The organism is Proteus sp. STS61-E (assembly GCF_040932335.1).
Lineage (GTDB): Bacteria > Pseudomonadota > Gammaproteobacteria > Enterobacterales > Enterobacteriaceae > Proteus > Proteus mirabilis_B.
On sequence record NZ_JBFQGE010000008.1, the window covers coordinates 213,756 to 237,357 of the forward strand.

At 38.4% G+C, this 23,602-nt stretch carries 21 protein-coding genes; 19 read left to right on the forward strand and 2 right to left on the reverse strand.

The features are described from left to right. The first annotated feature begins 182 nt into the window (after positions 1 to 182). The 11 genes from murQ to ilvN all read left to right on the forward strand — a co-directional run bounded on the left by murQ (position 183) and on the right by ilvN (position 10,716). Positions 183 to 1,094 (forward strand): N-acetylmuramic acid 6-phosphate etherase, encoded by a 912-nt coding sequence (gene murQ / locus AB4J89_RS17415; protein WP_088493923.1) that lies wholly within the window; start codon positions 183 to 185, stop codon positions 1,092 to 1,094. A 42-nt stretch (positions 1,095 to 1,136) separates the two neighbouring features. Continuing rightward, complete coding sequence (locus AB4J89_RS17420) at positions 1,137 to 2,501, forward strand: PTS transporter subunit EIIC (RefSeq protein ID WP_102949418.1); 1,365 nt, start codon at positions 1,137 to 1,139, stop codon at positions 2,499 to 2,501. 24 nt (positions 2,502 to 2,525) lie between these two features. After that, positions 2,526 to 3,377, forward strand: a complete 852-nt coding sequence (locus AB4J89_RS17425; protein WP_088493922.1) for a MurR/RpiR family transcriptional regulator — start codon at positions 2,526 to 2,528, stop codon at positions 3,375 to 3,377. Further along, positions 3,377 to 4,165, forward strand: a complete 789-nt coding sequence (locus AB4J89_RS17430; protein WP_088493921.1) for a sulfite exporter TauE/SafE family protein — start codon at positions 3,377 to 3,379, stop codon at positions 4,163 to 4,165. The genes AB4J89_RS17425 and AB4J89_RS17430 overlap by 1 nt, the downstream gene beginning before the upstream one ends. Before the next feature lie 303 nt (positions 4,166 to 4,468). Continuing rightward, positions 4,469 to 4,570 carry a leader peptide SpeFL gene (gene speFL, locus AB4J89_RS17435; protein ID WP_109372621.1) on the forward strand — a complete coding sequence of 34 codons (102 nt, stop codon included), beginning with the start codon at positions 4,469 to 4,471 and terminating at the stop codon, positions 4,568 to 4,570. Positions 4,571 to 4,709: 139 nt separating this feature from the next. Beyond that, positions 4,710 to 5,702 (forward strand): ornithine carbamoyltransferase, encoded by a 993-nt coding sequence (gene argF / locus AB4J89_RS17440; RefSeq protein WP_368470112.1) that lies wholly within the window; start codon positions 4,710 to 4,712, stop codon positions 5,700 to 5,702. A 15-nt stretch (positions 5,703 to 5,717) separates the two neighbouring features. Further along, the gene (gene arcC, locus AB4J89_RS17445) at positions 5,718 to 6,665 is read left to right on the forward strand and encodes a carbamate kinase (protein ID WP_088493919.1); all 948 of its coding nucleotides are present in this window, start codon (positions 5,718 to 5,720) and stop codon (positions 6,663 to 6,665) included. A 104-nt stretch (positions 6,666 to 6,769) separates the two neighbouring features. Continuing rightward, positions 6,770 to 8,281 carry a YfcC family protein gene (locus AB4J89_RS17450; protein ID WP_088493918.1) on the forward strand — a complete coding sequence of 504 codons (1,512 nt, stop codon included), beginning with the start codon at positions 6,770 to 6,772 and terminating at the stop codon, positions 8,279 to 8,281. Between the two features lie 242 nt (positions 8,282 to 8,523). Further along, a complete protein-coding gene (gene ivbL, locus AB4J89_RS17455) occupies positions 8,524 to 8,622 on the forward strand; it encodes an ilvB operon leader peptide IvbL (RefSeq protein ID WP_088493917.1) in 99 nt (32 codons plus the stop codon). 108 nt (positions 8,623 to 8,730) lie between these two features. Beyond that, positions 8,731 to 10,428 (forward strand): acetolactate synthase large subunit, encoded by a 1,698-nt coding sequence (gene ilvB, locus AB4J89_RS17460; protein ID WP_088493916.1) that lies wholly within the window; start codon positions 8,731 to 8,733, stop codon positions 10,426 to 10,428. A gap of 3 nt (positions 10,429 to 10,431) precedes the next feature. Then, positions 10,432 to 10,716: an acetolactate synthase small subunit gene (gene ilvN, locus AB4J89_RS17465; RefSeq protein ID WP_069368073.1), complete on the forward strand. Its 285-nt coding sequence runs from the start codon at positions 10,432 to 10,434 to the stop codon at positions 10,714 to 10,716. A gap of 51 nt (positions 10,717 to 10,767) precedes the next feature. Here ilvN and AB4J89_RS17470 read toward each other — a convergent pair whose 3' ends face one another. After that, the gene (locus AB4J89_RS17470; RefSeq protein WP_069368071.1) at positions 10,768 to 11,346 is read right to left on the reverse strand and encodes a helix-turn-helix domain-containing protein; all 579 of its coding nucleotides are present in this window, start codon (positions 11,344 to 11,346) and stop codon (positions 10,768 to 10,770) included. Positions 11,347 to 11,530: 184 nt separating this feature from the next. Here AB4J89_RS17470 and AB4J89_RS17475 point away from each other — a divergent pair, with 184 nt between their 5' ends. The 6 genes from AB4J89_RS17475 to AB4J89_RS17500 all read left to right on the forward strand — a co-directional run bounded on the left by AB4J89_RS17475 (position 11,531) and on the right by AB4J89_RS17500 (position 19,317). Further along, positions 11,531 to 12,277, forward strand: coding sequence for a sulfite exporter TauE/SafE family protein (locus tag AB4J89_RS17475; protein WP_088493915.1), 747 nt, complete (start codon positions 11,531 to 11,533; stop codon positions 12,275 to 12,277). A 200-nt stretch (positions 12,278 to 12,477) separates the two neighbouring features. Next, positions 12,478 to 13,665, forward strand: coding sequence for an MFS transporter (locus AB4J89_RS17480; RefSeq protein ID WP_311755596.1), 1,188 nt, complete (start codon positions 12,478 to 12,480; stop codon positions 13,663 to 13,665). A gap of 742 nt (positions 13,666 to 14,407) precedes the next feature. Beyond that, complete coding sequence (locus AB4J89_RS17485; protein ID WP_088493913.1) at positions 14,408 to 15,754, forward strand: NCS2 family permease; 1,347 nt, start codon at positions 14,408 to 14,410, stop codon at positions 15,752 to 15,754. A 127-nt stretch (positions 15,755 to 15,881) separates the two neighbouring features. After that, entirely contained in the window at positions 15,882 to 16,385 is a 504-nt protein-coding gene (locus AB4J89_RS17490; RefSeq protein WP_088493912.1) for a GNAT family N-acetyltransferase, read from the forward strand. Positions 16,386 to 16,792: 407 nt separating this feature from the next. Next, a complete protein-coding gene (locus AB4J89_RS17495; RefSeq protein WP_088493911.1) occupies positions 16,793 to 18,442 on the forward strand; it encodes a Na+/H+ antiporter in 1,650 nt (549 codons plus the stop codon). A 2-nt stretch (positions 18,443 to 18,444) separates the two neighbouring features. Beyond that, complete coding sequence (locus AB4J89_RS17500; RefSeq protein WP_088493910.1) at positions 18,445 to 19,317, forward strand: carboxylate/amino acid/amine transporter; 873 nt, start codon at positions 18,445 to 18,447, stop codon at positions 19,315 to 19,317. On the opposite strand, the gene metR is transcribed toward AB4J89_RS17500, so the two are convergent. Beyond that, on the reverse strand, positions 19,232 to 20,185 hold the full coding sequence (gene metR / locus AB4J89_RS17505) for an HTH-type transcriptional regulator MetR (protein WP_088493909.1): 954 nt from the start codon (positions 20,183 to 20,185) through the stop codon (positions 19,232 to 19,234). The genes AB4J89_RS17500 and metR overlap by 86 nt on opposite strands. Before the next feature lie 106 nt (positions 20,186 to 20,291). On the opposite strand from metR, the gene metE reads away from it, so the two are divergent. Both metE and AB4J89_RS17515 read left to right on the forward strand, forming a co-directional pair. Further along, positions 20,292 to 22,565: a 5-methyltetrahydropteroyltriglutamate--homocysteine S-methyltransferase gene (metE, locus tag AB4J89_RS17510; RefSeq protein ID WP_088493908.1), complete on the forward strand. Its 2,274-nt coding sequence runs from the start codon at positions 20,292 to 20,294 to the stop codon at positions 22,563 to 22,565. 181 nt (positions 22,566 to 22,746) lie between these two features. Beyond that, positions 22,747 to 23,574, forward strand: a complete 828-nt coding sequence (locus AB4J89_RS17515) for a hypothetical protein (RefSeq protein ID WP_088493907.1) — start codon at positions 22,747 to 22,749, stop codon at positions 23,572 to 23,574. The last annotated feature ends 28 nt before the right edge of the window (positions 23,575 to 23,602 follow it).

Below are 23,602 nucleotides of genomic sequence, written 5' to 3' on the forward strand. Positions count from 1 at the left end.
GTAAGTGGAATTGATTTAAAATCAATTGATTACCTTATTTTTATAATCACTATTGCATTTCTTATAAAGACAAAAGCTGAGCTTAATGTGACTTATCTCACAAAGTGATGACAAGTAAGATTGAAATATAATTTCATAAGATGTAATTTTGATTGAAATTTGGTTTCATTAAGGTTGTTGTGATGAAAGAAGATGCATTGAGCGAATGTCTTAAAAATGAAAGCAATCAAGAAACAGCACAGTTTTCTGAATTAAGCGCTTTAGAGTTGGTTACGCTTATCAATAGTGCAGATATGACTGTTGCCAATGCCGTTAAAAAAGAATTGCCCGCTATTGCTAAGGCAGTAGAAAAAATTACTGAGCGTTTGCAAAAAGGTGGGCGTATTTTTTATGTCGGTGCAGGAACAAGTGGCCGATTGGCGGTATTAGACAGTGCGGAATGTCCTCCTACTTTTGGTGTATCTCCTACATTAGTGCAGGCGATTATTGCAGGTGGTCATGATGCAATGCTAAAAGCGGTCGAAAATATTGAGGATAGCCAAGAAGCGGCAATCGAAGAACTTCAACGCCGTCATGTCAGCCATAAAGATGTCGTTATTGGTATTGCTGCAAGCGGTCGCACACCCTTTACTGTCGCTGCTTTGCAATATGGTAAAAAGCTAAAGGCGTTGACTGTCTCTATTACCACGCGTGGCAAAAGTATGATGAGTGAAATTGCTGACTTATCTATTGCGCCAGATGTGGGCGCTGAGGTGTTAACAGGCTCCACAAGAATGAAAAGCGGCACAGCCCAAAAAATGATTTTGGGTATGTTAAGCACCAGCGTAATGACTAAGCTTGGAAAAGTGCATAAAAACCTTATGGTGGATGTGATCGCGAGTAATGAGAAATTACAACGTCGTGCTGAAGGTATTGTCAGCGAAGTGTGTGGAATTTCCAATGAAAGAGCCAGAACGCTGTTACAAATGGTTAATTATCATCCTAGAAAAGCCATTTTAATGTATGAACTTCACTTGAGTGTGGAGAAAGTTGATCAAATTACACAGCAATATCCTTATCGTTCGCTACAACAGCAACTTGCCCTATTTAATTAATAACAATATGAGTAAACACTCTGAACTTTAGCAGGCACACATATGGCTAATAAAATAGAACATCTCGACACGTTAGCAATAGAAATAGAAAAACACGCTGGTGGGTTTCAAAATGTGGCAACCCTAACACATTGTATGACTCGTATTCGATTGATTTTAAAAGATAGCTCGCTATTTGATGCAGACGCTTTAAAACAAGTCGAAGGCGTTAAAGGTGTTGTATTTAATGGCGAACAGCATCAAGTGATTGTAGGAATGGGAACTGCGGCAAAAGTTTATTCCATCATGAATAAGCGTATGCAAAACAGCTCTACAAGTAGTGAAGATGAGCCTGCGTCAACACCAGTGAAAAAAGGCTTCTCCATTCGCCGCATGTTAAATACATTAGCGGCTATTTTTGTTCCAACAATTCCCGCTTTAATTGGCTGCGGTTTGATTATGGGGCTAATTAATATTATCCGTTTAGCCGCACCGGGCTTAGTTGAGCAATTCCCCGAGCTATTTAAATTATTCAAATTAATTGGTAGTACGGTATTTGCCTATCTTTCTATTATGATTGGGATAAATACAGCTAAAGAGTTGGGAGCGTCAACTTCGATTGGTGCGGTAATGGCGGGGTTATTAGCCATGCCGGGACTTGCTGATATCACTTTATTTGGCGAGAAATTACAGCCAAACAGTGGCGGTATTTTTGCGGTATTAATGGTGGTGGTGTTCTCTTCAAAATTAGAATTATGGTTTCGTAGTATCGTTAAAGAGAGTCTCGATCTTATCTTAACGCCGTTTGTGACTATTTTAGTCTCTTCACTTGTGGCGATTATGATATTCCAACCAATCGGTCATTATCTTAATCAGTTATTAGCACAGGGCGTTTCACTATCACTTTTAAATCAAGGTGGTGGCGCAGTTGTAACGGGTGCAGCGTTAGGGGGAAGTTTCTTATTTTTACTCTTAACGGGATTACACCAAGGGTTAATTCCTATTCATACCGAAATCTTAAATACTTTTGGTTTAAATTACCTATTCCCTATTTTAGCTATGGGTGGAATGGGGCAAGTAGGCTCTTGTTTTTGGGTTTATTTACGTACTAAAAATCAGCGTTTAAAGAAAACATTAATGGGTGCATTACCTGTTGGTATTTTTGGTGTTGGTGAGCCTTTATTATTTGGTGTTTCTCTTCCATTAGGAAAACCGTTTGTCGCAGGATGCATTGGTGGCGCTGCTGGTGGTGCATTAATGGCATATTTCCAAGTTGGGATCATTATTCCATTTGGTACAGCTGGGTTATCATTAATTCCGTTAGTCGGTGATGGGCAAATTATTAAGTTCCTGATCGCAGTATTAGGTGCATGGATTGTCGGTTTTATTGCCAGTATGCTAATGGGATTTACTGATCCAGAGAAATAAGTCAGAAATAAAAAGGATAACAGAATGTCGACACTGACCAAAAAGCTTGAAAGTTTGCTAACACAAGGCAAAGGCACAGAACAACGTATTGCTCATTATTTATTGGAGAATAGTGAGAATATTGCCAGTATGAATGCCGCTGATCTGGCACTTAAAGCAGGTGTAAGTAGTGCTTCTGTTATCCGTTTCTCTCGTCAAATGGGATATCGCGGTTATCCTGAATTTAAAATTGATTACCTTTCAGAAGAAAAGCAACAAAAAAGCAGTGGCGATATTCTCTATGGCAATCTTGCGAAAACAGACTCGACAGAATTAATTATTTCCAAAACAGGGCATCTGTTTACCAGCGCTATTTTAGATTCATTAGCTTTGTTAGATCCCAGTACCATTGATGTGTTAGCTGAAAAAATGGTATCAGCAAAACGTATTGTATTGTTTGGTATTGGCGCATCGTCGGTTGTGGCGAGTGATATTTTTCATAAATTAATTCGTGTAAATAAAAACACATTATTTAGTCCAGATCTTCATGCTCAACTGGCTTATTCCGCTAATTTATCTTCTGATGATATTGCTATTGCTGTCACAGCTAGAGGAAATACGGCGGATATTAATCGGATGCTGAAATCAGCAAAAGATGAGGGTTGTTTAACGGTGGCATTAACGCGTTTTGGACAAGATGAAGCAACTCGATTATCCGATTATACATTGCCCTATTTTTATGACGAACAGCATTCTCAATTAGGGGTGATCACGCCACAAGTTTTACAAATGGTCGCCTTTGATGTGCTGTTTTTTAAATATATGACATTAGCCAGTGAGTCAGCAGAAAAAGCATTATTAAAAGGGCGGGAAGCTGTTATGCAAGGAAATCAATAATGTTACTTATCACCACATTAGCGGTGGGTGCGGCTATTGGTTTAATTATAAGTACGACGGGTGTGGGTGGCGGGGTTATTGTTTTACCTGTATTGACCTATTTCTTTGGCATGAATGCATTAATGGCAGTCGCAACGGCTAATTTATTATCCATGTTGATGAAAGTCACTTCATCTTATATGCATTTTCGCCTTGGAAATATTCCCTTTAAAAGGGCGATGATTGTATTAGGAATAATGCTACCAAGTACCTTTTTAGCCAGTGTTTTGGTTAATTACTTAGGTTCACTAGAGCAGTATCAGCAACAAGTTGAATGGGGAATTAATGCGCTTGTTGTTAGTGCTATTGTTTTTTCTCTATTTCTCTTTGTACAGAGAATGTTTTTCTCATTACCTCCGGTTGTCGTTGAAAATACAGCGTTAGCGCCTTTAAATATAAAAGCACTATTACTTCCTGCAATTGCAGCCGGTGTTGTTTTAGGTGCGACAGGGGTGGGTGGTGGCGTAGTTGTATTACCGTTATTGCTGCGTTATGCAAACCTCTCGATTAAGCAAGCCATTGGTACTTCTATATTTACCACGACATTATTATCGGGATCTTCAGCACTCGCCTATATGCAAGATGGGCATACAGATATTCATTTGGCTCTGGTGTTATTTTTAGGTTCGTTGATCTCTATTCCGCTGTCTAAGTGGCTGTTAATCAGAATGCCTGACAGGGTGTTTCAGTATGCGACTTTGATCTTAATTATTTGTAGTGCCGTGATGATGTTAGCTAAATTATTCTAGTATTAAAATGTATCATTAATGTTAATTATAAACGCATAATTTAAATAATAGCCAAATAAAAATAATTTTTTATTTGGCTATTATTCTATTATCTCATTAATTTAATTGAGGTCATTATTAATATAAAAATGATCAACCACTTTTTTATTGTGTGTTAATGGAATGTATTTTTGATAATTTATTTTTACTGATATATGGTTTTTATCGTAAATAGATAATTGAGATGATAGTCACATTAATGTTAATTCCTATATGTTTCACTGTAACCCTCATTTAATACCTATAAGTGAAGGTACTAGTATTATGGAAAATAATAATAGGAAAACACCTCATATTAGACGTATTGCCCACATTATGATGTATAAACAACGTCAGTGCTTCCATTTCTCTGTTTTTAACGGATAAGTCCTCTTTCTATGCTCTAAAAATATAAAGCATACTTCTTAATAACCTAGGTTATTGAGGAAGCTTCTCTATTATTATTTAAATAACAAACTATTTTTTAACTCTATTATTATCAGAATAATTAGGAGATAGGATTATTATGTCTATTAATATTAAAGGTAGAAGTTTTTTAAAATTACTCGATTTTTCATCAGCTGAAATTCAATATTTATTAAAACTTTCTAAACATTTTAAATCATTAAAAATGGCGGGTATTCCTCATCGCTCTTTAGAAGGTAAAAATATCGTTTTATTATTTGAAAAAACCTCAACACGTACACGTTGTGCCTTTGAAGTTGCAGGTTATGATTTAGGAATGGGGGTCACTTATCTTGATCCAGGCTCATCACAAATGGGGAAAAAAGAGTCTATTGAAGATACTGCGCGTGTGTTAGGGCGTTTCTATGATGGTATTGAATATCGTGGTTTTGATCAGTCATTAGTTGAAGAATTGGCAGCGAAATCAGGAGTACCTGTATGGAATGGTCTTACCGATAAATTCCATCCAACTCAAATGTTGGCGGATATGCTAACAGTTGAAGAAAATTTTGGTCATTTAAAAGGGCTTAAGCTGACTTTCTTTGGTGATGCCCGCAATAACGTTGCTAACTCTTTAATGGTGGTTTGCGCGAAATTAGGCTTACATTTTACCGCATGTGGCCCAGCATCTTTAATGCCAGAAGAGCAGCTTGTGAAGGAATGTCGTGCAATCGCAGCTGAAAACGAAGGCTCTATCACATTGACAGAAGATATCGAGAAAGGGGCAAAAGACGCTGATGTTCTCTATACCGATATTTGGGTTTCAATGGGTGAGCCAGACAGTGTTTGGGATGAGCGTATTCGTTTATTAAAATCCTATCAAGTTAATGAATCTATGATGAAAATGGCAAATCCACACGCTATTTTCTTACACTGTTTACCTTCATTCCATGACCGTTTAACAACTATTGGTGAAGATATTTATCAAAAATTTGGCTTGAGTGAGATGGAAGTGGCAGACGTTGTTTTTGAGTCTCGCCAATCAAAAGTTTTCGACCAAGCTGAAAACCGTATGCATACCATTAAAGCCGTTATGTTTGCGACTTTAAGCTAAAGCAAGGAGTTAACAATGCCTAAGAAGGTATTTATTGCTTTAGGGGGAAATGCACTGGGCAGTACGCCACTAGAGCAAAAACAGATAGTACGGAAAACCGCAAAACCGATTGTAGATTTGGTTGAGAAAGGTTACCAAGTCATTATTGGTCATGGAAATGGTCCACAAGTTGGGATGATCAATTTAGCTATGGATTATGCGTCGCAACAGAACATAGGCACCCCTTATATGCCATTTGCTGAGTGCGGTGCAATGAGCCAAGGCTATATCGGTTATCATCTACAACAGGCGATTAATGATGAATTATGTACGAGAAATCTGAATAAAAATCATGGCTGTGCAACCATTGTGACGCAAGTGGTTGTTGATAAAAATGATCCTGCTTTTTTATCACCCACAAAACCAATTGGCGCGTTTTATACTCAACAGCAAGCTGAGGCTATTGAAAAAGAGCATGGCTTCCACTTTATGGAAGATGCAGGGCGTGGATATCGTCGAGTTATTCCATCACCCAAACCGTTAGAAATTGTGGAATCACCAATTATTAAACAGTTAGTTGAACACAATATTGTGGTGATCACGGTTGGCGGTGGTGGTATTCCTGTTATTCGAAAAGGGGAGTTATTAGAAGGCATTGATGCTGTTATTGATAAAGATAACTCTAGCGCTAAATTAGCTGTCGAATTAAAAGCAGATATTCTATTAATATTAACGGCTGTTGATAAGGTCGCTATTAATTTTAATAAACCAGAGCAAATGAATTTAGATAAATTAACACTTTCTCAGGCTCAAGAATATATATCTCAAGGGCAATTTGCTAAAGGAAGTATGTTACCTAAAGTCGAAGCTTGTCTTAATTTTCTAAAAGAGAGTGATAAAGGTGTACAAGCAATTATTACTTCTTTAGATAATGCATTATCTGCTTTAGAAGGAAAAACAGGTACAACAATTATTTCCGATTAATATCATACTTATCATCATTCTAAATTTAATTCTAAAAATAAACACTGCCAGTTAGATATTATTTCTACTGGCAGAGTTACCTCTTATTTAAGTCGAGGGCGCTTATGAAACTTAAAAAGTTTGCGTTTCCGACCGCATTTACTATTTTATTTGCAATTACAGTAATTGTGGTTGGCTTAACGTGGATTATTCCGGCTGGCGAATATCAACGATTAAGTTATAACTCAACAGAGCCATCATTAGTGGTTGCGAAAATAGATGGTTCCCATGAAGTGTTACCTGCAACTCAAGCCACATTAAATGATTTAAATGTCTCTATTGAGATTGATAAATTCACGGATGGGACAATTAAAAAACCGATAGCGATACCCGGAACCTATGAACGTGTAGCACAGCAACCTAAAGGGATAATGGATATTACCGAAAGTATGGTGAAAGGGACGATAGAGGGAGCTGATGTTATTGTTTTTATTCTTGTATTGGGGGGACTTATCGGGGTTGTTAATAAAACTGGCGCATTCAATGCAGGTTTAACAGCACTGGCAAATCGAACCAAAGGCAAAGAATTTTTAGTGGTATTTGGTGTCACGATTATATTATCCATAGGCGGGACAAGTTGTGGGATTGAAGAAGAAGCCGTCGCCTTCTATCCCATATTAGTCCCTATATTCTTAATATTGGGCTATGACGCTATTGTGTGTGTCGGGGCTATTTTTCTTGCCTCTTCAATGGGGGCTGGTTTCTCAACTGTAAATCCTTTCTCCGTTGTTATTGCATCAAATGCTTCGGGGATCAGTTTTATTGAAGGGATCGGCTTTCGTACTATTGGGTTAGTGATTGGTACGATTGGTGTTTTGGTTTATTTATATTGGTATTGCAAGAAGATCAAAAAAGATCCGACTTTCTCTTATAACTATGAAAATGCCGAAAGTTTTAAACAGCGCTTTTTAAGTAATTACGATCCTAATGAGATATTAGAATTTTCATGGCGTCGTAAAGTGATCCTCTGCTTATTTGTTGCTGCTTTTCCTATCATGGTTTGGGGCGTTATGGATATGGGCTGGTGGTTCCCACAAATGGCGGCTCTTTTCCTTGCTATCGCTATCATCATAATTTTCCTTTCTGGATTAAAAGAGAAAACAGCCATTGATGGATTTATTCATGGGGCTTCTGAACTCGTTGGCGTTTCATTAATAATTGGTTTAGCTCGTGGTGTTAACCTTGTGATGGAACAAGGTAAAATTGCCGATACTATCCTTGAGTTTATGTCTCATATGGTTGCAGGAATGCCGCCAAGCCTATTCTTATTAGCGCAGCTCGTTGTTTTTATCTGTCTAGGTTTTATTGTTCCTTCCTCTTCAGGTCTTGCGGTTTTAGCGATGCCAATTATGGCGCCATTAGCTGACGCAGTTGGTGTTCCTCGTTATATGGTGGTATCAGCATATAACTGGGGGCAATATATTATGTTGTTCTTAGCACCTACCGGACTGGTGTTAGCGACATTGCAAATGCTAGATATCTCCTATAACAAATGGCTTAAATTTATTATGCCGATGGTGATATTTATGTTTGTACTTTCAGCAACACTGTTATTGGTTCAAGTCGCTTTTCTATAAAATTAAATTGATGTGTTTACGTTATTAAATGGATTTTTAGTTATTCTGTAATGTGAAATTAATCTAGTTTTTTATGCTGCAATCGGAGTTATTTTTTGATTTTCACTAGAAGTGATCTAGCTCTCGTTTTTAGCGGTGATAAAAAATAAACCGAAAAAAAAGGTTGTTAATTTGTAGAAGTTATGTTTTTTTAAATACAGATAACACGTAAACACATCATTAAATTAATTGATAGGTAACCCATGATCATCACTAATCTACTACAAAGCCTACGACTAACAGCGCACATCGCGGCTGTGGTTGTCGTGCGTGTGGTGGTGGTCGTCGGCAAAGCGCCGTAACGGGTCCGAATCAACACAATTTCGAAACCCCGCCGGCGCACTAACCGGGCGGGGTTTTTCTTTTCTACCTGCCCATCAAGTCCGGCTTAAAACAAAGGACAGATAAAAATGGGTGATCAACAAGAAAACGCCACAACAAGTAGAACGTTTACTGGTGCGCAATTAATCGTTTATTTACTGGAACGGCAAGGTATTACGACGGTTGCAGGTATCCCTGGTGGTGCAGCGCTTCCGTTGTATGACGCATTGAGCCAAAGTAAATCTATTCGACATATCTTAACTCGCCATGAACAAGGTGCTGGTTTTATTGCACAAGGTATTGCCCGTGCAAATGGTAAACCTGCTGTTTGTATTGCTTCGAGTGGACCGGGTGCGACAAATTTAGTCACAGCAATTGCCGATGCTAAGCTTGATTCTATTCCTTTAGTTTGTATTACAGGTCAGGTATCTTCAGCAATGATTGGAACTGATGCTTTCCAAGAAGTTGATACTTACGGCATGTCTATCCCAATTACTAAACATAACTATTTAGTTCGTGATATTGCTGAGTTACCTGAAATTATTTGTGATGCGTTTCGTTTAGCGATGTCAGGAAGACCGGGTCCTGTTTGGGTTGACGTACCAAAAGATATTCAGCAAGCCAAAATTACATTAGAAGTGTTACCGCCTATTCCACAAAAAGATCCTGTTCCCGCATTTAATACTGATTTAGTGATACAAGCGGCGCAAATGATTAATCAGGCTAAAAAACCTGTTTTATATTTAGGTGGGGGGATCATTAGCTCGGAAGCCTGTAAAGAAGCAATTGAATTAGCAGAGAAAAACAACCTGCCAACAACAATGACCTTAATGGGGTTAGGATTAATGCCACCTTCGCATCCACTGTATTTGGGGATGTTGGGTATGCATGCGACTCGTAGCACCAATTTTATTTTAGAAGAAGCCGATCTGTTGATTGTATTAGGGGCTCGATTTGACGATCGCGCCATTGGTAAAGCCGAGAAGTTTTGCCCTAATGCCAAAATTATTCATGTTGATATCGATCGCGCTGAAATTAGTAAGATCAAACGCCCTGATATTGCGATCCACGCCGATGCAAAATCAGTGTTATCACTGTTACTACCATTGATTAATACAAACAAACGTAATGAATGGATAGAGCGTGTTACGACACTGAAACAAGAATATCCATTAGAGATGAAAAACTCTGAAAATATCCTAAGTGGTTATGGCATCGTATTAGCGGCTGCAAATTGTGTTGATGATGATGCCATTATTACAACGGATGTTGGGCAACATCAGATGTGGGTAGCACAAGCCTATCCGTTAAATCGACCTCGACAATGGTTAACGTCTGGCGGTTTAGGTACGATGGGATTTGGTTTACCAGCAGCAATTGGTGCCGCATTAGCTGAGCCAGATAAGAAAATCCTCTGCTTCTCAGGGGATGGTAGCATTATGATGAATATCCAAGAATTTGCTACGGCAGCTGAGCATCAATTAGATATCAAAATTATTTTGATAAATAATCAGGCGTTAGGATTGGTTCACCAACAACAAACACTGTTTTTTGAAGAGCGCATTTATGCTGCGGCTTACCCTTATCAAACAGATTTTATTCGTATTGCACAAGGTTTTGGTTTAGATACCTGTGATTTAAATCAGGAAGCAGATCCTGCGAGTGCGCTAAAAGCAGCGATTGAAAAACCGGGTCCGTGTTTAATTCATGTAATGATTGATATTCATGAAAAAGTATTTCCAATGGTACCGCCAGGGGCGGCAAATATTGAGATGATAGGAGCTTAATTTATGTCACAACAATCACAACCTATCGCGCTGGAATTGATTGTTCGCAATCACCCCGGTGTTATGACCCATATTTGTGGGCTATTTGCTCGCCGTGCATTTAACGTCGATGGTATTTTGTGTTTACCGATGAAAAATAGCGATAAAAGCCGGATTTGGCTATTAGTGCAAAAAGATGATCGCTTAATGCAGATGGTGAGTCAGGTAGAAAAGCTTGAAGATGTAAAAGAAGTCAGATTTAGCGATGATTTGCGAGTTTTTGAGCAAATGGAAAGTTATTTAAATTAATGTAGATTGGCTCTCTCTTTATCATTAAGAGCGAGCCAATAAATATAATGCTTAAGGACGATGGTGGTAATGCTGTTGATTTGGGCTAGACATAATCACAGAGGCGCGCAAATGGCCTTCTACACAAATATAAGAGTGGGGCGCATTACCATGAAAAGCATAAAAATCACCGGTTTCTAATAAAACCGTTTCGTCGTTATCAAAACGCATCATTAATTTACCAGAATAGACCATGATGTGTTCTTGAGTACCATCTGCGTGAGCAGGGCTATTAATAATCGCACCATGCTTCATTTCGATATGCCAAATCTCAGTAATATTGCCGATACCAATACGGAATTTAAACTCTTGAGCATAATCCCCAACGATAGGTTTATGTCGTTCTAAACGGGGATATTCTTCACGCGTGAAACTAAATAAATCTCCCAAAGGAAAGCCAAGCGCTATCGCGATAGCCTCTAAGGTATCGATTCTAGGATTAGAATCACCGGATTCTAATTTTGACAATGCAGCCTTGGATATTCCCGATTTTCTTGATAACTCATTAAGTGACAAGTTTCGAGATTGTCTTAACTGTTTGACTTTATTACCAAGGTATTCATTCGTTTTTTTAGGAGGTTGTGGGTTCATTGCCAATTCAAAATATCGTTAGTTTAAAAGTGTCATTCCGATTAGATAATAACACTAATTAACCGTATTCGGAAAAATGAGATCCTGTTTCTGCTGTATTTTGTGAATAGTCTTACGATCACTGTTCGATTTTTAATAATTACGCTAATATCCTTCATTAAATGATAATTATTCAAGGTTTATTATGATGGACTTACTTAGTTGGTCTGATCTTTTTATTTGCCTACTTACCTTATTTTTTGCTTATGTTATTTTCGGTATGGCTGGGTTTGGCTCGGCGTTAATTGCAGGCCCAGTATTAGCACTTTATTTGCCTCTTTCAATGATAGTGCCTTTATTGGCATTAATCGATTTAAGTGCTGCCGTAGTGAATGTTTTAAGAGATGGTAAACAGGCTGATTTTAAAGAGATACGCTATCTTATTCCGCTTATTATTATTGGTAGTCTTGTCGGTGCGACGATTTTATTAACTACACGACCTGATTTGCTCTCTCTTCTTTTAGGTATCTTTGCTGCTTGTTATGCAATCTATGCACTATTTTGGAAAAAACAAGAAAGCCAATTTTCTCAACGCTTGGTTTATCCTTTTGGGTTAATTGGTGGGGTATTTAGTGCATTGTTTGGTAGTGGCGGTTTTTTATATGCGATTTATTTATCAGGCAGAATTGCAGACAAAAATAAGTTTCGCATTACACAAACCACATTGATTGGTTTTAGTACACTAACGCGAGTGGTGATTTTTTTATTTGCGGGTATCTATTGGCAATTGGACATTCTTAAGTTAGCCGTTATTTTCTTACCTGCCATGTTTGCTGGTGTATGGTTAGGGCGAAATTTAACATTACGGATGTCAAAAGCACGATTTATGAGTGTGATTTATACCATTGTATTGGCATCAGGTACTGTGCTTATCTACCGTTACTTTTCTTAAGCGTTGTAGGATAAATGACGGTGAAGTGAGAATATTGTGAAAGGCAAAGATCTTCGTGAATCAAATGGAGATCTTTCTCTGATTTACGTTACTTTTTAAGCATGTTTATCTATTTCTTATCCCCTATAATACAACAATATTTTATTTAACCACCTTCCTTTTATTACAGAGGTTTCTGTTATTCACAGAAACAAAATAACATGTCACATCAAAATTATCGCCAATCCGAAGTTTTTGCGATAACAACTATCACGGTAAGTATTGGCGTTATCGGGATTGTTATCGGATTAACTATTCCTATGGTTGCACTGCGCCTCAATTTAGCGGGTATTAGTGAATCTATCATTGGACTTATTTCCGCAGCGCCAGCTATTGGGATGTTAATTATTTCACCTTTTGCTCGGCGTATTGTGCAATGGATTGGTAAACGCTTTGCGATGCTTTTAGCAACCATTATTTCTGCAATCAGTTTATTACCTTTAATGGGAAGCTTACCTCTAGAGTTGTTATTTCCTTTACGACTTATCACTGGTATTGCCAGTGGTGTGATGATTTGTTTAGGAGAGACGTGGATTAATGAGCTTTCACCAGATAATAAACGTGGGCGAATTTTAGCGGTATATACCACGGTATTTACTATCAGCCAGTTATTAGGGCCTTCAATTATTGCGCTTTATGGCGTCGCAGATAAAACACCTATTTTAATTAGTGTCTTTATTCATATTATCTCTATTGTCCTGTTTTTAATGATGGATCAGAAAACAGGAGATAAATTACCAAAAGATACACAAGAGCCTAATTTTTCTATTATTCGCTTTGTTAAAGTTGCACCCGCAATCTGCGGCGGTATTGTTTTCTTTGCTTTTTTTGATGGCACCGTACTTTCAATGTTTCCTATTTATGGCCTAAGTGTGGGACATACTGAAGCTATTGCAGCAATGATGATAAGCGCGATTTTAGCGGGTGACGCCATTATGCAAATGCCGTTTGGCTGGCTTGCTGATCATATGAACAGAACGCGGTTATACCGAATTTGTGGTGTGGTGACTTTACTTGCAAGCTTATTATTACCGATCACGATGTCTCATACATTTTTGATTTGGCCTTTATTACTGGTGTTGGGTGCAACAGCCGGTGCGATATACACCATTGCGTTAGTACAAATAGGGCAATATTTCTCAGGTAATGATCTGATGGTTGCAAACGCGTCTGCGGCGATGTTATGGGGAATTGGTAATTTATCTGGACCTTTGCTGGCTGGCGCATTGTCAGAAATTTCTTCATCTTCATTACCATTCTTATTGGTTGCCATGACAGCCTTGTTCTTAGTATCAACGATGGAACGTTGGAATCTAGGCGTTGAAGCACTCAATAGTAGCTCATCTTAATATCATTTCTTCTTTATCGTATTCCATTTAGAGGATTAGGAGTGCGATAGAGGAAATCCCTCTTTTCTTTATTTCTAAATGTTTAATTTTATCTTATTGTTTTTTATAAATGATTATAATTATCTTTCGTAATTGTACTTATTTTAAAATTTATTAAGAATAATCTAGAAATGCCTATGTTGAACAGAAAGTCGTTTGCTAAAACAACGTTTATTCATCTAACGTTAGAAGTAGAAGATGACATTATCTTCAGATAAAAATAACGAATACTGCAAACCATTAATCGCCACACATAGGGAACGGGAGGTATTATTTATCTAGGCAACTTATTAAGGTTACTAATAATAGATAAATATACCTAGTTATTATCTTGTTTAAAATAAGTTCAATAAAAACAATTGATTATTTTGTTTTTCTACTGTGAGATAAGCATGATATTGGATGATTGTACAAAAGTAGAATGATGAGGAAAGTAGATAGTTGCTTTCCTCTTTTTCTCTTTTTCTGACTTTAAATTATCTTTTTATGACATTTTTATTAAAAATGCATTTTTTCGCTTGATTCTTACCCTAAAAGCACCAGATAATCGTTTGCGTCAAATTCTCTCACTTAATCCACACGAAAAACCAAACGTTTGCTTTGACTCCCTCTTAAGATTTTTATCGGTAAGAGGTTATTTTAATTGATACGTAATCGTTTTCGTTTTTTGGAGAGTGAACCGTTTTTATGTCAGAGGAATGTAATGTCTGCTAATCAATCAGCAACCACAGGTAAACTGGATAGCTATTTTAAACTTACAGCTCGCGGCACAACTGTTCGCAAAGAAATGATCGCCGGTTTGACGACATTTTTGGCAATGGTGTATTCCGTGATTGTTGTTCCTAGCATGTTAGGGCAAGCCGGTTTTCCACATACAGCGGTTTTTATCGCAACCTGTTTAGTCGCGGGATTGGGCTCTCTTCTAATGGGATTGTGGGCAAATCTTCCTATGGCAATTGGTTGTGCTATTTCATTAACAGCATTTACCGCTTTTAGCTTGGTCTTAGGACAAAACATCTCTGTGCCTGTTGCTTTAGGTGCCGTGTTTTTAATGGGGTGTTTATTCACCGTATTCTCATTAACCGGCATTCGTACTTGGATCTTAAAAAATATTCCAATCGGTATTGCACATGGTGCAGGAATAGGGATAGGGCTATTTCTGCTTTTAATCGCAGCAAACAGTGTTGGGTTAGTGGTGAAAAACCCATTTGATGGTTTACCTGTTGCAATGGGGAAATTTACATCATTCTCTGTTCTTATGTCACTTGCTGGATTAGCCGCTATTTTCGGATTAGAAAAACGTAAAGTGCCGGGTGGCGTGCTATTAGTGATTGTGGCTATTTCGATTATTGGTCTTATTTTTGATCCTAATGTGAAATATCAAGGCATCTTCAAAATGCCTCAATTAGGTGAAGAAGGGCTTTCTTTATTGTTTGCGATGGATATTAAAGGTGCTTTACAACCTTTAGTTTTACCAAGTGTTCTTGCGTTAGTAATGACAGCGATTTTTGATGCAACAGGGACTATCCGTGCCGTTGCTGGTCAAGCAAACTTATTAGATAAACGCGGACAAATTATTAATGGCGGAAAAGCACTAACTTCTGACTCTGTCAGTAGTATTTTTGCAGGTGTGATTGGTGCCGCTCCTGCTGCGGTTTATGTTGAATCAGCCGCAGGAACAGCCGCTGGTGGTAAAACAGGATTAACCGCAACTGTGGTTGGTATTTTATTCTTACTGATCCTTTTCTTATCACCTCTCTCTTATTTAGTTCCAGCTTATGCAACGGCACCTGCATTAATGTATGTAGGTTTATTGATGCTAGGCAATGTCACTAAGCTAGATTTCAGTGATTTTGTTGACGCAATGTCAGGCATGGTGTGTGCTGTATTTATTGTTTTAACGTGCAATATCGTCACAGGCATTATGTTAGGTTTCGGCTGTTTGGTGATTGGTCGTGTATTTGCCGGAGAATGGCGTAAACTCAATATTGGTACAGTATTAATTACTATTGCTCTAGTGGCATTTTATGCGGGTGAGTGGGCAATTTAATTAAAATAATCGGTTTTAAAGACAAAAGGCGGAATATATTTTTATTCCGCCTTTTTGCTATTTATTTATCTACTTTTATTCGCTATTGTCGAAATTAAACCTAGTTATTAAATAGTTGGTAGAATATATGCAAGAAATAAAAATACGCCACGGTGAACCTGACGACGCATCAGCAATTCAACAGTTATATACACATCCTGATTTATATATTTGCACTTGCCAATTTCCTTATCCTTCAGTCACGATGTGGAAAAAAAGATTACTTGAATTTTCAGAGCAAAATATCCCTAATTTTGTTGCAACCATCGATGGTCAAGTTGCGGGACATTTAGCACTGATAATCGATAATCACCCTCGTCGTCGCCACATTGTCAGTTTTGGTATCGGTGTTGGCGCTGAATACTCTGGGAAAGGTGTCGGTAAGTTACTCATCAATACAGCAATTGATTATGCTTTCAATTGGTTAGCCGCCACACGATTAGAATTAGAAGTGTATTCAGACAACGAAAGAGGTTTGCATCTCTATAAGAAGTTAGGCTTTGAAGTTGAAGGTATACGTCGTAAAGCCGCCTTTAGAGAGGGTAAATATTGTGATGTTGTTATGATGTCGATGTTAAGATCAATTGAATAATCATTAGTGTTACGAGTTAGCTCTCAAATTTAATTGCTATTGTCATTTATCTATTATTTTTTATTTAATTACTTAACGTTTTACGTTTTTATACGGTCTATTACATTGCTTAGACTGAAAAAGAGAAATAAAAACGTATGCTTTCTATAATTAATGCCGTTAATAAATAGAGAGCAATAATTTGCATACAATGTGCGGTGTTAGATACGATTAATCTTAATTTTTAAATATTCTCACAGAGTCTGTGTGGGATCTGTTTAAAATAAGCGTGGATGCATAGATAGAGATAAAGAAAGATATGATGCGCAAATTTTACATAATGTGTTTCTTTATCATTCGGTAGGTTTTCCTTATGACAAGGAAAAGATGCTAGGTTTTCAGGATAAAAATAGGCATGTAAGGGTAACATGGAAATTTTCTTTACTATTTTGATTTTAATACTGGTGGTTTCAGTTTCGGGAGTTATCACAAAATTAATTCCCTTTCGTGTTCCGTTACCATTAATACAGATTGTGATAGGGGCTTTATTGGCATGGCCTCAGTTTGGTTTACATGTCACTTTTGATCCTGAATTGTTCCTCGTTCTATTGATCCCACCTTTGCTTTTTGTTGATGGTTGGAAAACACCGACACGAGAATTTATCCAAAATGGGCGTGAGATTTTTATTCTTGTGCTTGTTTTAGTCATGGTGACGGTTGTTGGTATCGGTTATCTGATTTATTGGATGATGCCAAGTATTCCTCTTATTTCTGCATTTGCATTGGCGGCAGTACTTTCGCCAACAGATGCGGTCGCACTCTCGTCCATTGTCGGTAAAGGGCGAATACCTAAGCGAATAATGGGCATTTTAGAGGGTGAAGCATTAATGAATGATGCTTCAGGTCTGGTTGCCTTGAAATTTGCGGTTGCTGTAGCAATGGGCACAATGGTGTTTACTGTTGGTGGTGCAACCCTTGAATTCTTCAAAGTCGCTGTTGGGGGATTACTGGCAGGTATCGGTGTCACCTTGCTTTACAGTAAATCTCTACGATTAATGAGCCGTTGGAGTGGAGACGATCCTGCTACACAAATCGTCTTTATGTTGCTGCTGCCTTTTGCCTCTTATCTTATTGCAGAACATATTGGTTTTTCAGGTATTTTAGCCGCTGTTGCTGCTGGTATGACTATCAGTAAATCAGGCGTTATTCGCAATGCACCGCTTGCGATGCGTTTACGTGCTGATAGCGTGTGGTCAATGCTTGAATTTGTCTTTAACGGACTTGTTTTTATCATGCTTGGCTTACAACTTCCTATTATCTGGACAAGCTCTGTTATTCAAGCAGATCTTGATCCTGAAGTTGAAGTCTGGATGTTGTTTGCAGCCGTCTTCGTTATCTACTTTGCACTGCTGATCCTGCGATTTACATGGTTATGGCTAATGAAGAAAATTAGCCGTATCTTTATGAAAAAGCATCCACTTGATTTTGCTAATTATACAACGCGTGAGTTGTGGTTATCGTCATTTGCTGGTGTTCGTGGTGCTATTACGCTTGCGGGTGCGCTCTCTATTCCACTATTTTTAACCGATGGCAGTACATTCCCGGGGCGTTATCAAATTATCTTTATTGCTGCTGGCGTTATTTTGCTGTCGATTTTAGTGGGTATTATTTCTCTTCCTTTCCTATTAAAAGGCGTGAAAGCAACCGACAAAGAAGCTGACAAAAATGAAGTTCGCTATGCACGTAAAGTAATGGCAGAAGTAGCAATTGTCAGCCTGAATAAAATGGAAGAGCGTTTAGCAGCAAGCACTGAAGAGCAGTTAGATGCTGAAGAAATTAATGAAGTGGCTTCTCGTGTAACGGGGTATTTAAGACGCCGCACTGCAAATCAAGATGAAATGGTTCATAACGCGTTAGAAGAAGATCTCGAAAGGCGTTTTCGCTTAACGGCATTACGTGCTGAACGTGGTGAGCTTTACCATCTAAGAGCGACGCGAAAAATCAGTAATGAAACGCTCCAATTATTGCTACATGAATTGGATTTAATGGAAGCATTGTTAGTAGAGAAAGACAGTTAATTATGTGGTTGCTCGTTATTACAACACTGTTATGGGCGGCCTCTTTTAGCCTGATCGGCGAGTATCTCGCGGGTCAGGTTGATAGCTGGCTCTCTGTTCTGATCCGCGTTTCTTTGGCGGCTTTGGTCTTCTTACCTTTCTTACGTTGGAAGGGAATTCGTTTTAAGGTGATTTTGCTTTATATGCTCGTGGGAGCTTGCCAACTCGGTATTATGTATCTGTTTGTCTTCCACGCTTATAACTATTTGACTGTCGCAGAATTTTTACTTTTTACTGTCTTAACACCGCTTTATGTCACGTTAATTTATGATTTATTAGAGCGTCAGAAATTACGTTGGGGTTATGCATTTAGCTCATTATTAGCGGTATTAGGTGCGGCAATTATTCGCTATGACCATTTAAGTGATGATTTTTGGTATGGATTATTATTAGTGCAATTGGCTAATATTTTCTTTGCTATCGGTCAGGTGGGTTATAAACGGTTAATGGAAGTACATCCTATTCCTCAACATCATGCATTTTCTTGGTTTTATCTTGGTGCAGTTGCGGTTTCATTGGTTGGTGCATTGTTTTTTGCTGATTGGCAGAAAATGCCAACAACATCGCTACAATGGGGTGTTTTGCTCTGGTTAGGAATTGGCGCTTCTGGAATAGGGTATTTCATGTGGAACTATGGTGCCACACAAGTTGATGCTGGAACCTTAGCTATTATGAATAACATGATGGTTCCAGCAGGGTTATTAGTGAACTTCTCTATTTGGCAACAACATCCAAATTGGCCAAGTTTCATCATAGGCGCGAGCCTGATTGTTGCATCACTTTGGATCCATCGACGCTGGATACGCCGACCTGCTTTACAAAAGGAAGATTGTTAACAGCGTGCTGACCTGATAAGCGAATAAATTCTCGAATTGCCGGTTGATGTTGCTCTCCACTGCGGTTAGCGGCATATAACCGGCTCCATAATCCCTCTCCTAATGTTTTTGTAACAACTAATCCCTGTTTTTCAAAATTCTCAACAGCCCAATGAGGCAATGCAGCAATACCCATACCGGCTGCAACCATTTGAATTAATAACAACGTATTATCGACGTGTTTAAAATGTGGAGTGATCCCTGCGGGCTGCAAGAAATGACGCCATACATCAAAGCGCTCTCTTTGTACGGGATAAATAAATAGCGTTTCTGCAATTAAATCTTGTGGCTGAATATGTAAGCGATTAGAAAGAGGGTGGTCTGGCGATAAAACTAATTTCACTTCATAGTCAAATAACGGTGTGTAATGTAAACGAGGATCATCCAAGATATCCGAGGTTAGCACTACATCTAATTCACGCTGTAATAATGCAGGTTGTGGATCGAATGTCACCCCCGAATGAAAATCAACAGCCACTTCAGGCCATGTTTGACGATACTGCTGTAATGCAGGGGTTAACCATTGAATGCAACTATGGCATTCAATAGCAATATTCAAATTCACACTACCCGGCTCATTACACGCTTCAATCGCCCTACGAACGATAGGCAATACTTCTTCTGCTAATTTAACGAGCACTTCCCCTTGTGAAGTAAAGCGCAGTGGTTGGCTTTTACGTACAAAAATCCGATAGCCAAGGCGATGTTCTAATTCACTAAACTGATGTGAAAGAGCCGATTGCGTTTGATGCAGTTGATTTGCTGCGTTAGCAAGAGAGCCTGTGTGCTTCAAGGCTAAGATCGTTTTTAAATGTTTTATTTCTATCATGAGAAACCTTCAGGTTGTTGATGAAAAATTTGCGCTTGTGATTTATACACTACCTGTAGATTATGGATGTGTAAACATCTAGACGGCTAAAAATAGGATTTTAATTATGACAATTCGCAATCACACACTCGGTTTCCCTCGTATTGGCTTAGATAGAGAGCTAAAAAAGGCGCAAGAAAATTATTGGGCAGGCAAGATTTCACAGGAAGAATTGGTTGCAGTGGGTAAAGCACTTCGCGCTCGCCATTGGCAACAGCAGGCAGATGCAGGTGTTGAATTATTACCTGTCGGTGATTTTGCTTGGTATGACCAAGTATTAGGTACAAGCCTGCTGCTAGGTAATGTGCCACCTCGTCATCGTAATGAAGATGGCTCACTCGATCTTGATACTCTATTTAGAGTCGCTCGTGGTAGAGCACCAACAGGTAAACCTGCTGCTGCATCTGAAATGACGAAATGGTTTAATACTAACTATCACTATATCGTACCGGAATTTCAGCAAGGTCAGTCATTTACCTTTGCATGGAAAGAGTTGCTAGAAGAAGTCGATGAAGCATTAGCACTGGGTCATAAAGTAAAACCTGTTTTACTCGGTCCTGTGACTTACTTGTGGCTAGGTAAAGTGAAAGGCCCTGAATTTGATAGATTAACGCTGTTAAAAGATATTTTACCTATCTATCAACAAGTCCTTACTGCATTAAAAGAGAAAGGCATTGAATGGGTGCAAATTGATGAGCCTGCATTGGTACTCGATTTACCTATTGAATGGCAAAATGCGTACCAAACAGCTTATCAAGCATTAACGGGACAAACTAAATTACTGCTGACAACCTATTTTGATGGTATTTCTCATCATCTTGATATTATTAAAAACTTACCTGTTAATGGGCTTCATGTTGACATTTCAGCTGGGCAAGATGATTTGCAACATTTACACCAAGCGTTACCTAAAGACTGGGTACTGTCATTAGGTGCCATTAATGGCCGAAATGTTTGGAAAGCAGATTTAAGCGCACGTTATCAGCAAGTGATTGCGCTAAAAGATAAGCGTCCTTTGTGGATCGGAACATCATGTTCATTACTGCATAGCCCAATTGATTTAAATGCAGAGACGAAACTTGATGATGAAGTAAAAAGCTGGTTTGCTTTTGCTGTTCAGAAATGTGAAGAAGTGGCTTTGTTAGCCAAGGCTTTGAATGCACCAGAAGGTGAGTATGATGAACAATTGGCACAGTACAGTGCGCCAATTCGTCAACGTCAGCACTCGACTCGTGTGCATAATGCAACAGTTGAGGCTCGTTTACAGGCAATTGAAGCACAAGATAGTGAAAGAAATTCACCTTATACTCAACGTGCAGAAGTACAACGAGCTCGATTTAATCTGCCATTATGGCCTACGACCACGATTGGCTCATTCCCGCAAACAACAGAAATTCGTACTGTTCGTTTAGATTTTAAGAAAGGGCGTATAGATACGGCAGCTTATCGCACAAATATTAGTGAACATATTAAGCAAGCAATATCAGAACAAGAAAACCTTGGTCTTGATGTATTAGTTCATGGCGAAGCTGAACGTAATGACATGGTGGAATATTTTGGTGAACATTTTGATGGTTATGTGTTTACGCAAAATGGCTGGGTACAAAGTTATGGTTCACGCTGTGTAAAACCACCAGTGATTATCGGTGATATTAGTCGCCCTGCACCGATTACTGTAGATTGGGCAACGTACGCGCAGTCATTAACGGAAAAGCCAGTTAAAGGCATGCTTACAGGTCCTGTGACAATTTTATGTTGGTCATTCCCTCGTGAAGACGTGACACGCGAAACAATTGCAAAACAGATTGCGTTAGCACTGCGTGATGAAGTGGATGATTTACAGAAAGCGGGTATTGGTATTATTCAAATTGATGAACCTGCATTACGTGAAGGATTACCGTTACGTCGTAATGAGTGGCAGGCTTACCTTGATTGGGCTGTCGATGCTTTTAAATTAAGTGCTGCCATTGCTGATGATGAAACACAAATCCACACTCATATGTGTTATTGCGAGTTTAATGACATCATGGATTCTATTGCAGCACTGGATGCAGATGTTATTACTATTGAGACCTCACGTTCAGATATGGAGCTGTTAGAAGCTTTTGAACACTTTGATTATCCAAATGAAATTGGACCGGGTGTTTATGATATTCACTCACCTAATGTGCCAAATGTGGAATGGATTGTTGGTTTATTAAGAAAGGCGCAATCTCGAATTCCCGCAGAGCGTTTATGGGTGAACCCAGATTGTGGATTGAAAACACGAGGCTGGCCTGAAACACGCGCAGCATTAGCGAATATGGTTGAGGCAGCTAAGTATTTGCGTCAGAGCGTGTAATAAAATAATTAATCATTTATTAGCCTGCTATTTTTGACCTGTTACTTTAGATAAGCCGCGCAGTCAAAATAGCAGGTTAAATTTATATAAAATAAAAAAGAAAGGTATTCATTAAAACTTAGAGTAAATCTTATTATTGATATTCATGAGAGTTGCTATACTGCGAAAACTCTCTAATTTTATGGATATAATTATTGTGCAAACTAGCATTAAACTTTCGGATAAAGTATTAGATGCTTTTCCAACTCGACCTTTGAAATTAGTTCCACTAAGAGGAGACGGTGGATTATTTCGCACCTTATTCTTAGTTATTTTCATGCTAGCAATGACGGTATTTAGTGCTTATCAAATTCCCAATATTCTTTATGATTATAAAATCAGTGAGAATGCTGTACCTGTTGACGCTACGGTGAAAGGCTCTTGTCGCTCGCAACTCTTTGTTCTTACTAACTGTAGTGTTGATTTGCGTTATAAAGGCAATGAAGTTTCGCGTAATTTTACCTTTTTAGATTTAGGTCCCAAAGATGTGTTAGTTGAACCCGTCGCTGATGCAAATGATCTAAGTAAAATGACCGTTGATGTGGCGATAGATAATATTTGGCTTCGTTTAATTAGCACTATTATTTTCATCGGCTTATTTGGTTTTAGTGTGATCTTTTTTATTTATCGTCAAATACTGACGAGTAAAGTAAGAAAAGCATTATTATCAGTGGGAACTCAACCTTTAAAATTAATCGCTATTCCTGCAAAAATGGTTGTGAGTAATAAGCAATTTATTGCCACTTATCATCTTAATTTAGATGGTAAAGATATCCGTATCGCTTATTCAGGAAATAAGAAAACACCTCCTATTGTAATTGAGCAAAATGGAAATACCTACGTATTAGCCGTTTATTCACCACAACAGAATATTCCTTATGCTTTAGATGTGCCTTTAGAGCGTATTCAGGCAACACCTGAAGAGAAACAACGTTTTCATGAAGCGTTGATTGAAGAAGGTTTGCTGTAATCAATTTTGATTATTAAGAACGTGATGC

What these genes read in the sequence shown, in the direction of transcription:
- murQ (WP_088493923.1), top strand. Translation starts at nt 183, where the DNA reads ATGAAAGAAGATGCATTGAGCGAATGTCTTAAAAATGAAAGCAATCAA.
- AB4J89_RS17420 (WP_102949418.1), top strand. Translation starts at nt 1,137, where the DNA reads ATGGCTAATAAAATAGAACATCTCGACACGTTAGCAATAGAAATAGAA.
- AB4J89_RS17425 (WP_088493922.1), top strand. Translation starts at nt 2,526, where the DNA reads ATGTCGACACTGACCAAAAAGCTTGAAAGTTTGCTAACACAAGGCAAA.
- AB4J89_RS17430 (WP_088493921.1), top strand. Translation starts at nt 3,377, where the DNA reads ATGTTACTTATCACCACATTAGCGGTGGGTGCGGCTATTGGTTTAATT.
- speFL (WP_109372621.1), top strand. Translation starts at nt 4,469, where the DNA reads ATGGAAAATAATAATAGGAAAACACCTCATATTAGACGTATTGCCCAC.
- argF (WP_368470112.1), top strand. Translation starts at nt 4,710, where the DNA reads ATGTCTATTAATATTAAAGGTAGAAGTTTTTTAAAATTACTCGATTTT.
- arcC (WP_088493919.1), top strand. Translation starts at nt 5,718, where the DNA reads ATGCCTAAGAAGGTATTTATTGCTTTAGGGGGAAATGCACTGGGCAGT.
- AB4J89_RS17450 (WP_088493918.1), top strand. Translation starts at nt 6,770, where the DNA reads ATGAAACTTAAAAAGTTTGCGTTTCCGACCGCATTTACTATTTTATTT.
- ivbL (WP_088493917.1), top strand. Translation starts at nt 8,524, where the DNA reads ATGATCATCACTAATCTACTACAAAGCCTACGACTAACAGCGCACATC.
- ilvB (WP_088493916.1), top strand. Translation starts at nt 8,731, where the DNA reads ATGGGTGATCAACAAGAAAACGCCACAACAAGTAGAACGTTTACTGGT.
- ilvN (WP_069368073.1), top strand. Translation starts at nt 10,432, where the DNA reads ATGTCACAACAATCACAACCTATCGCGCTGGAATTGATTGTTCGCAAT.
- AB4J89_RS17470 (WP_069368071.1), bottom strand. Translation starts at nt 11,346, where the DNA reads ATGAACCCACAACCTCCTAAAAAAACGAATGAATACCTTGGTAATAAA.
- AB4J89_RS17475 (WP_088493915.1), top strand. Translation starts at nt 11,531, where the DNA reads ATGATGGACTTACTTAGTTGGTCTGATCTTTTTATTTGCCTACTTACC.
- AB4J89_RS17480 (WP_311755596.1), top strand. Translation starts at nt 12,478, where the DNA reads ATGTCACATCAAAATTATCGCCAATCCGAAGTTTTTGCGATAACAACT.
- AB4J89_RS17485 (WP_088493913.1), top strand. Translation starts at nt 14,408, where the DNA reads ATGTCTGCTAATCAATCAGCAACCACAGGTAAACTGGATAGCTATTTT.
- AB4J89_RS17490 (WP_088493912.1), top strand. Translation starts at nt 15,882, where the DNA reads ATGCAAGAAATAAAAATACGCCACGGTGAACCTGACGACGCATCAGCA.
- AB4J89_RS17495 (WP_088493911.1), top strand. Translation starts at nt 16,793, where the DNA reads ATGGAAATTTTCTTTACTATTTTGATTTTAATACTGGTGGTTTCAGTT.
- AB4J89_RS17500 (WP_088493910.1), top strand. Translation starts at nt 18,445, where the DNA reads ATGTGGTTGCTCGTTATTACAACACTGTTATGGGCGGCCTCTTTTAGC.
- metR (WP_088493909.1), bottom strand. Translation starts at nt 20,185, where the DNA reads ATGATAGAAATAAAACATTTAAAAACGATCTTAGCCTTGAAGCACACA.
- metE (WP_088493908.1), top strand. Translation starts at nt 20,292, where the DNA reads ATGACAATTCGCAATCACACACTCGGTTTCCCTCGTATTGGCTTAGAT.
- AB4J89_RS17515 (WP_088493907.1), top strand. Translation starts at nt 22,747, where the DNA reads ATGGATATAATTATTGTGCAAACTAGCATTAAACTTTCGGATAAAGTA.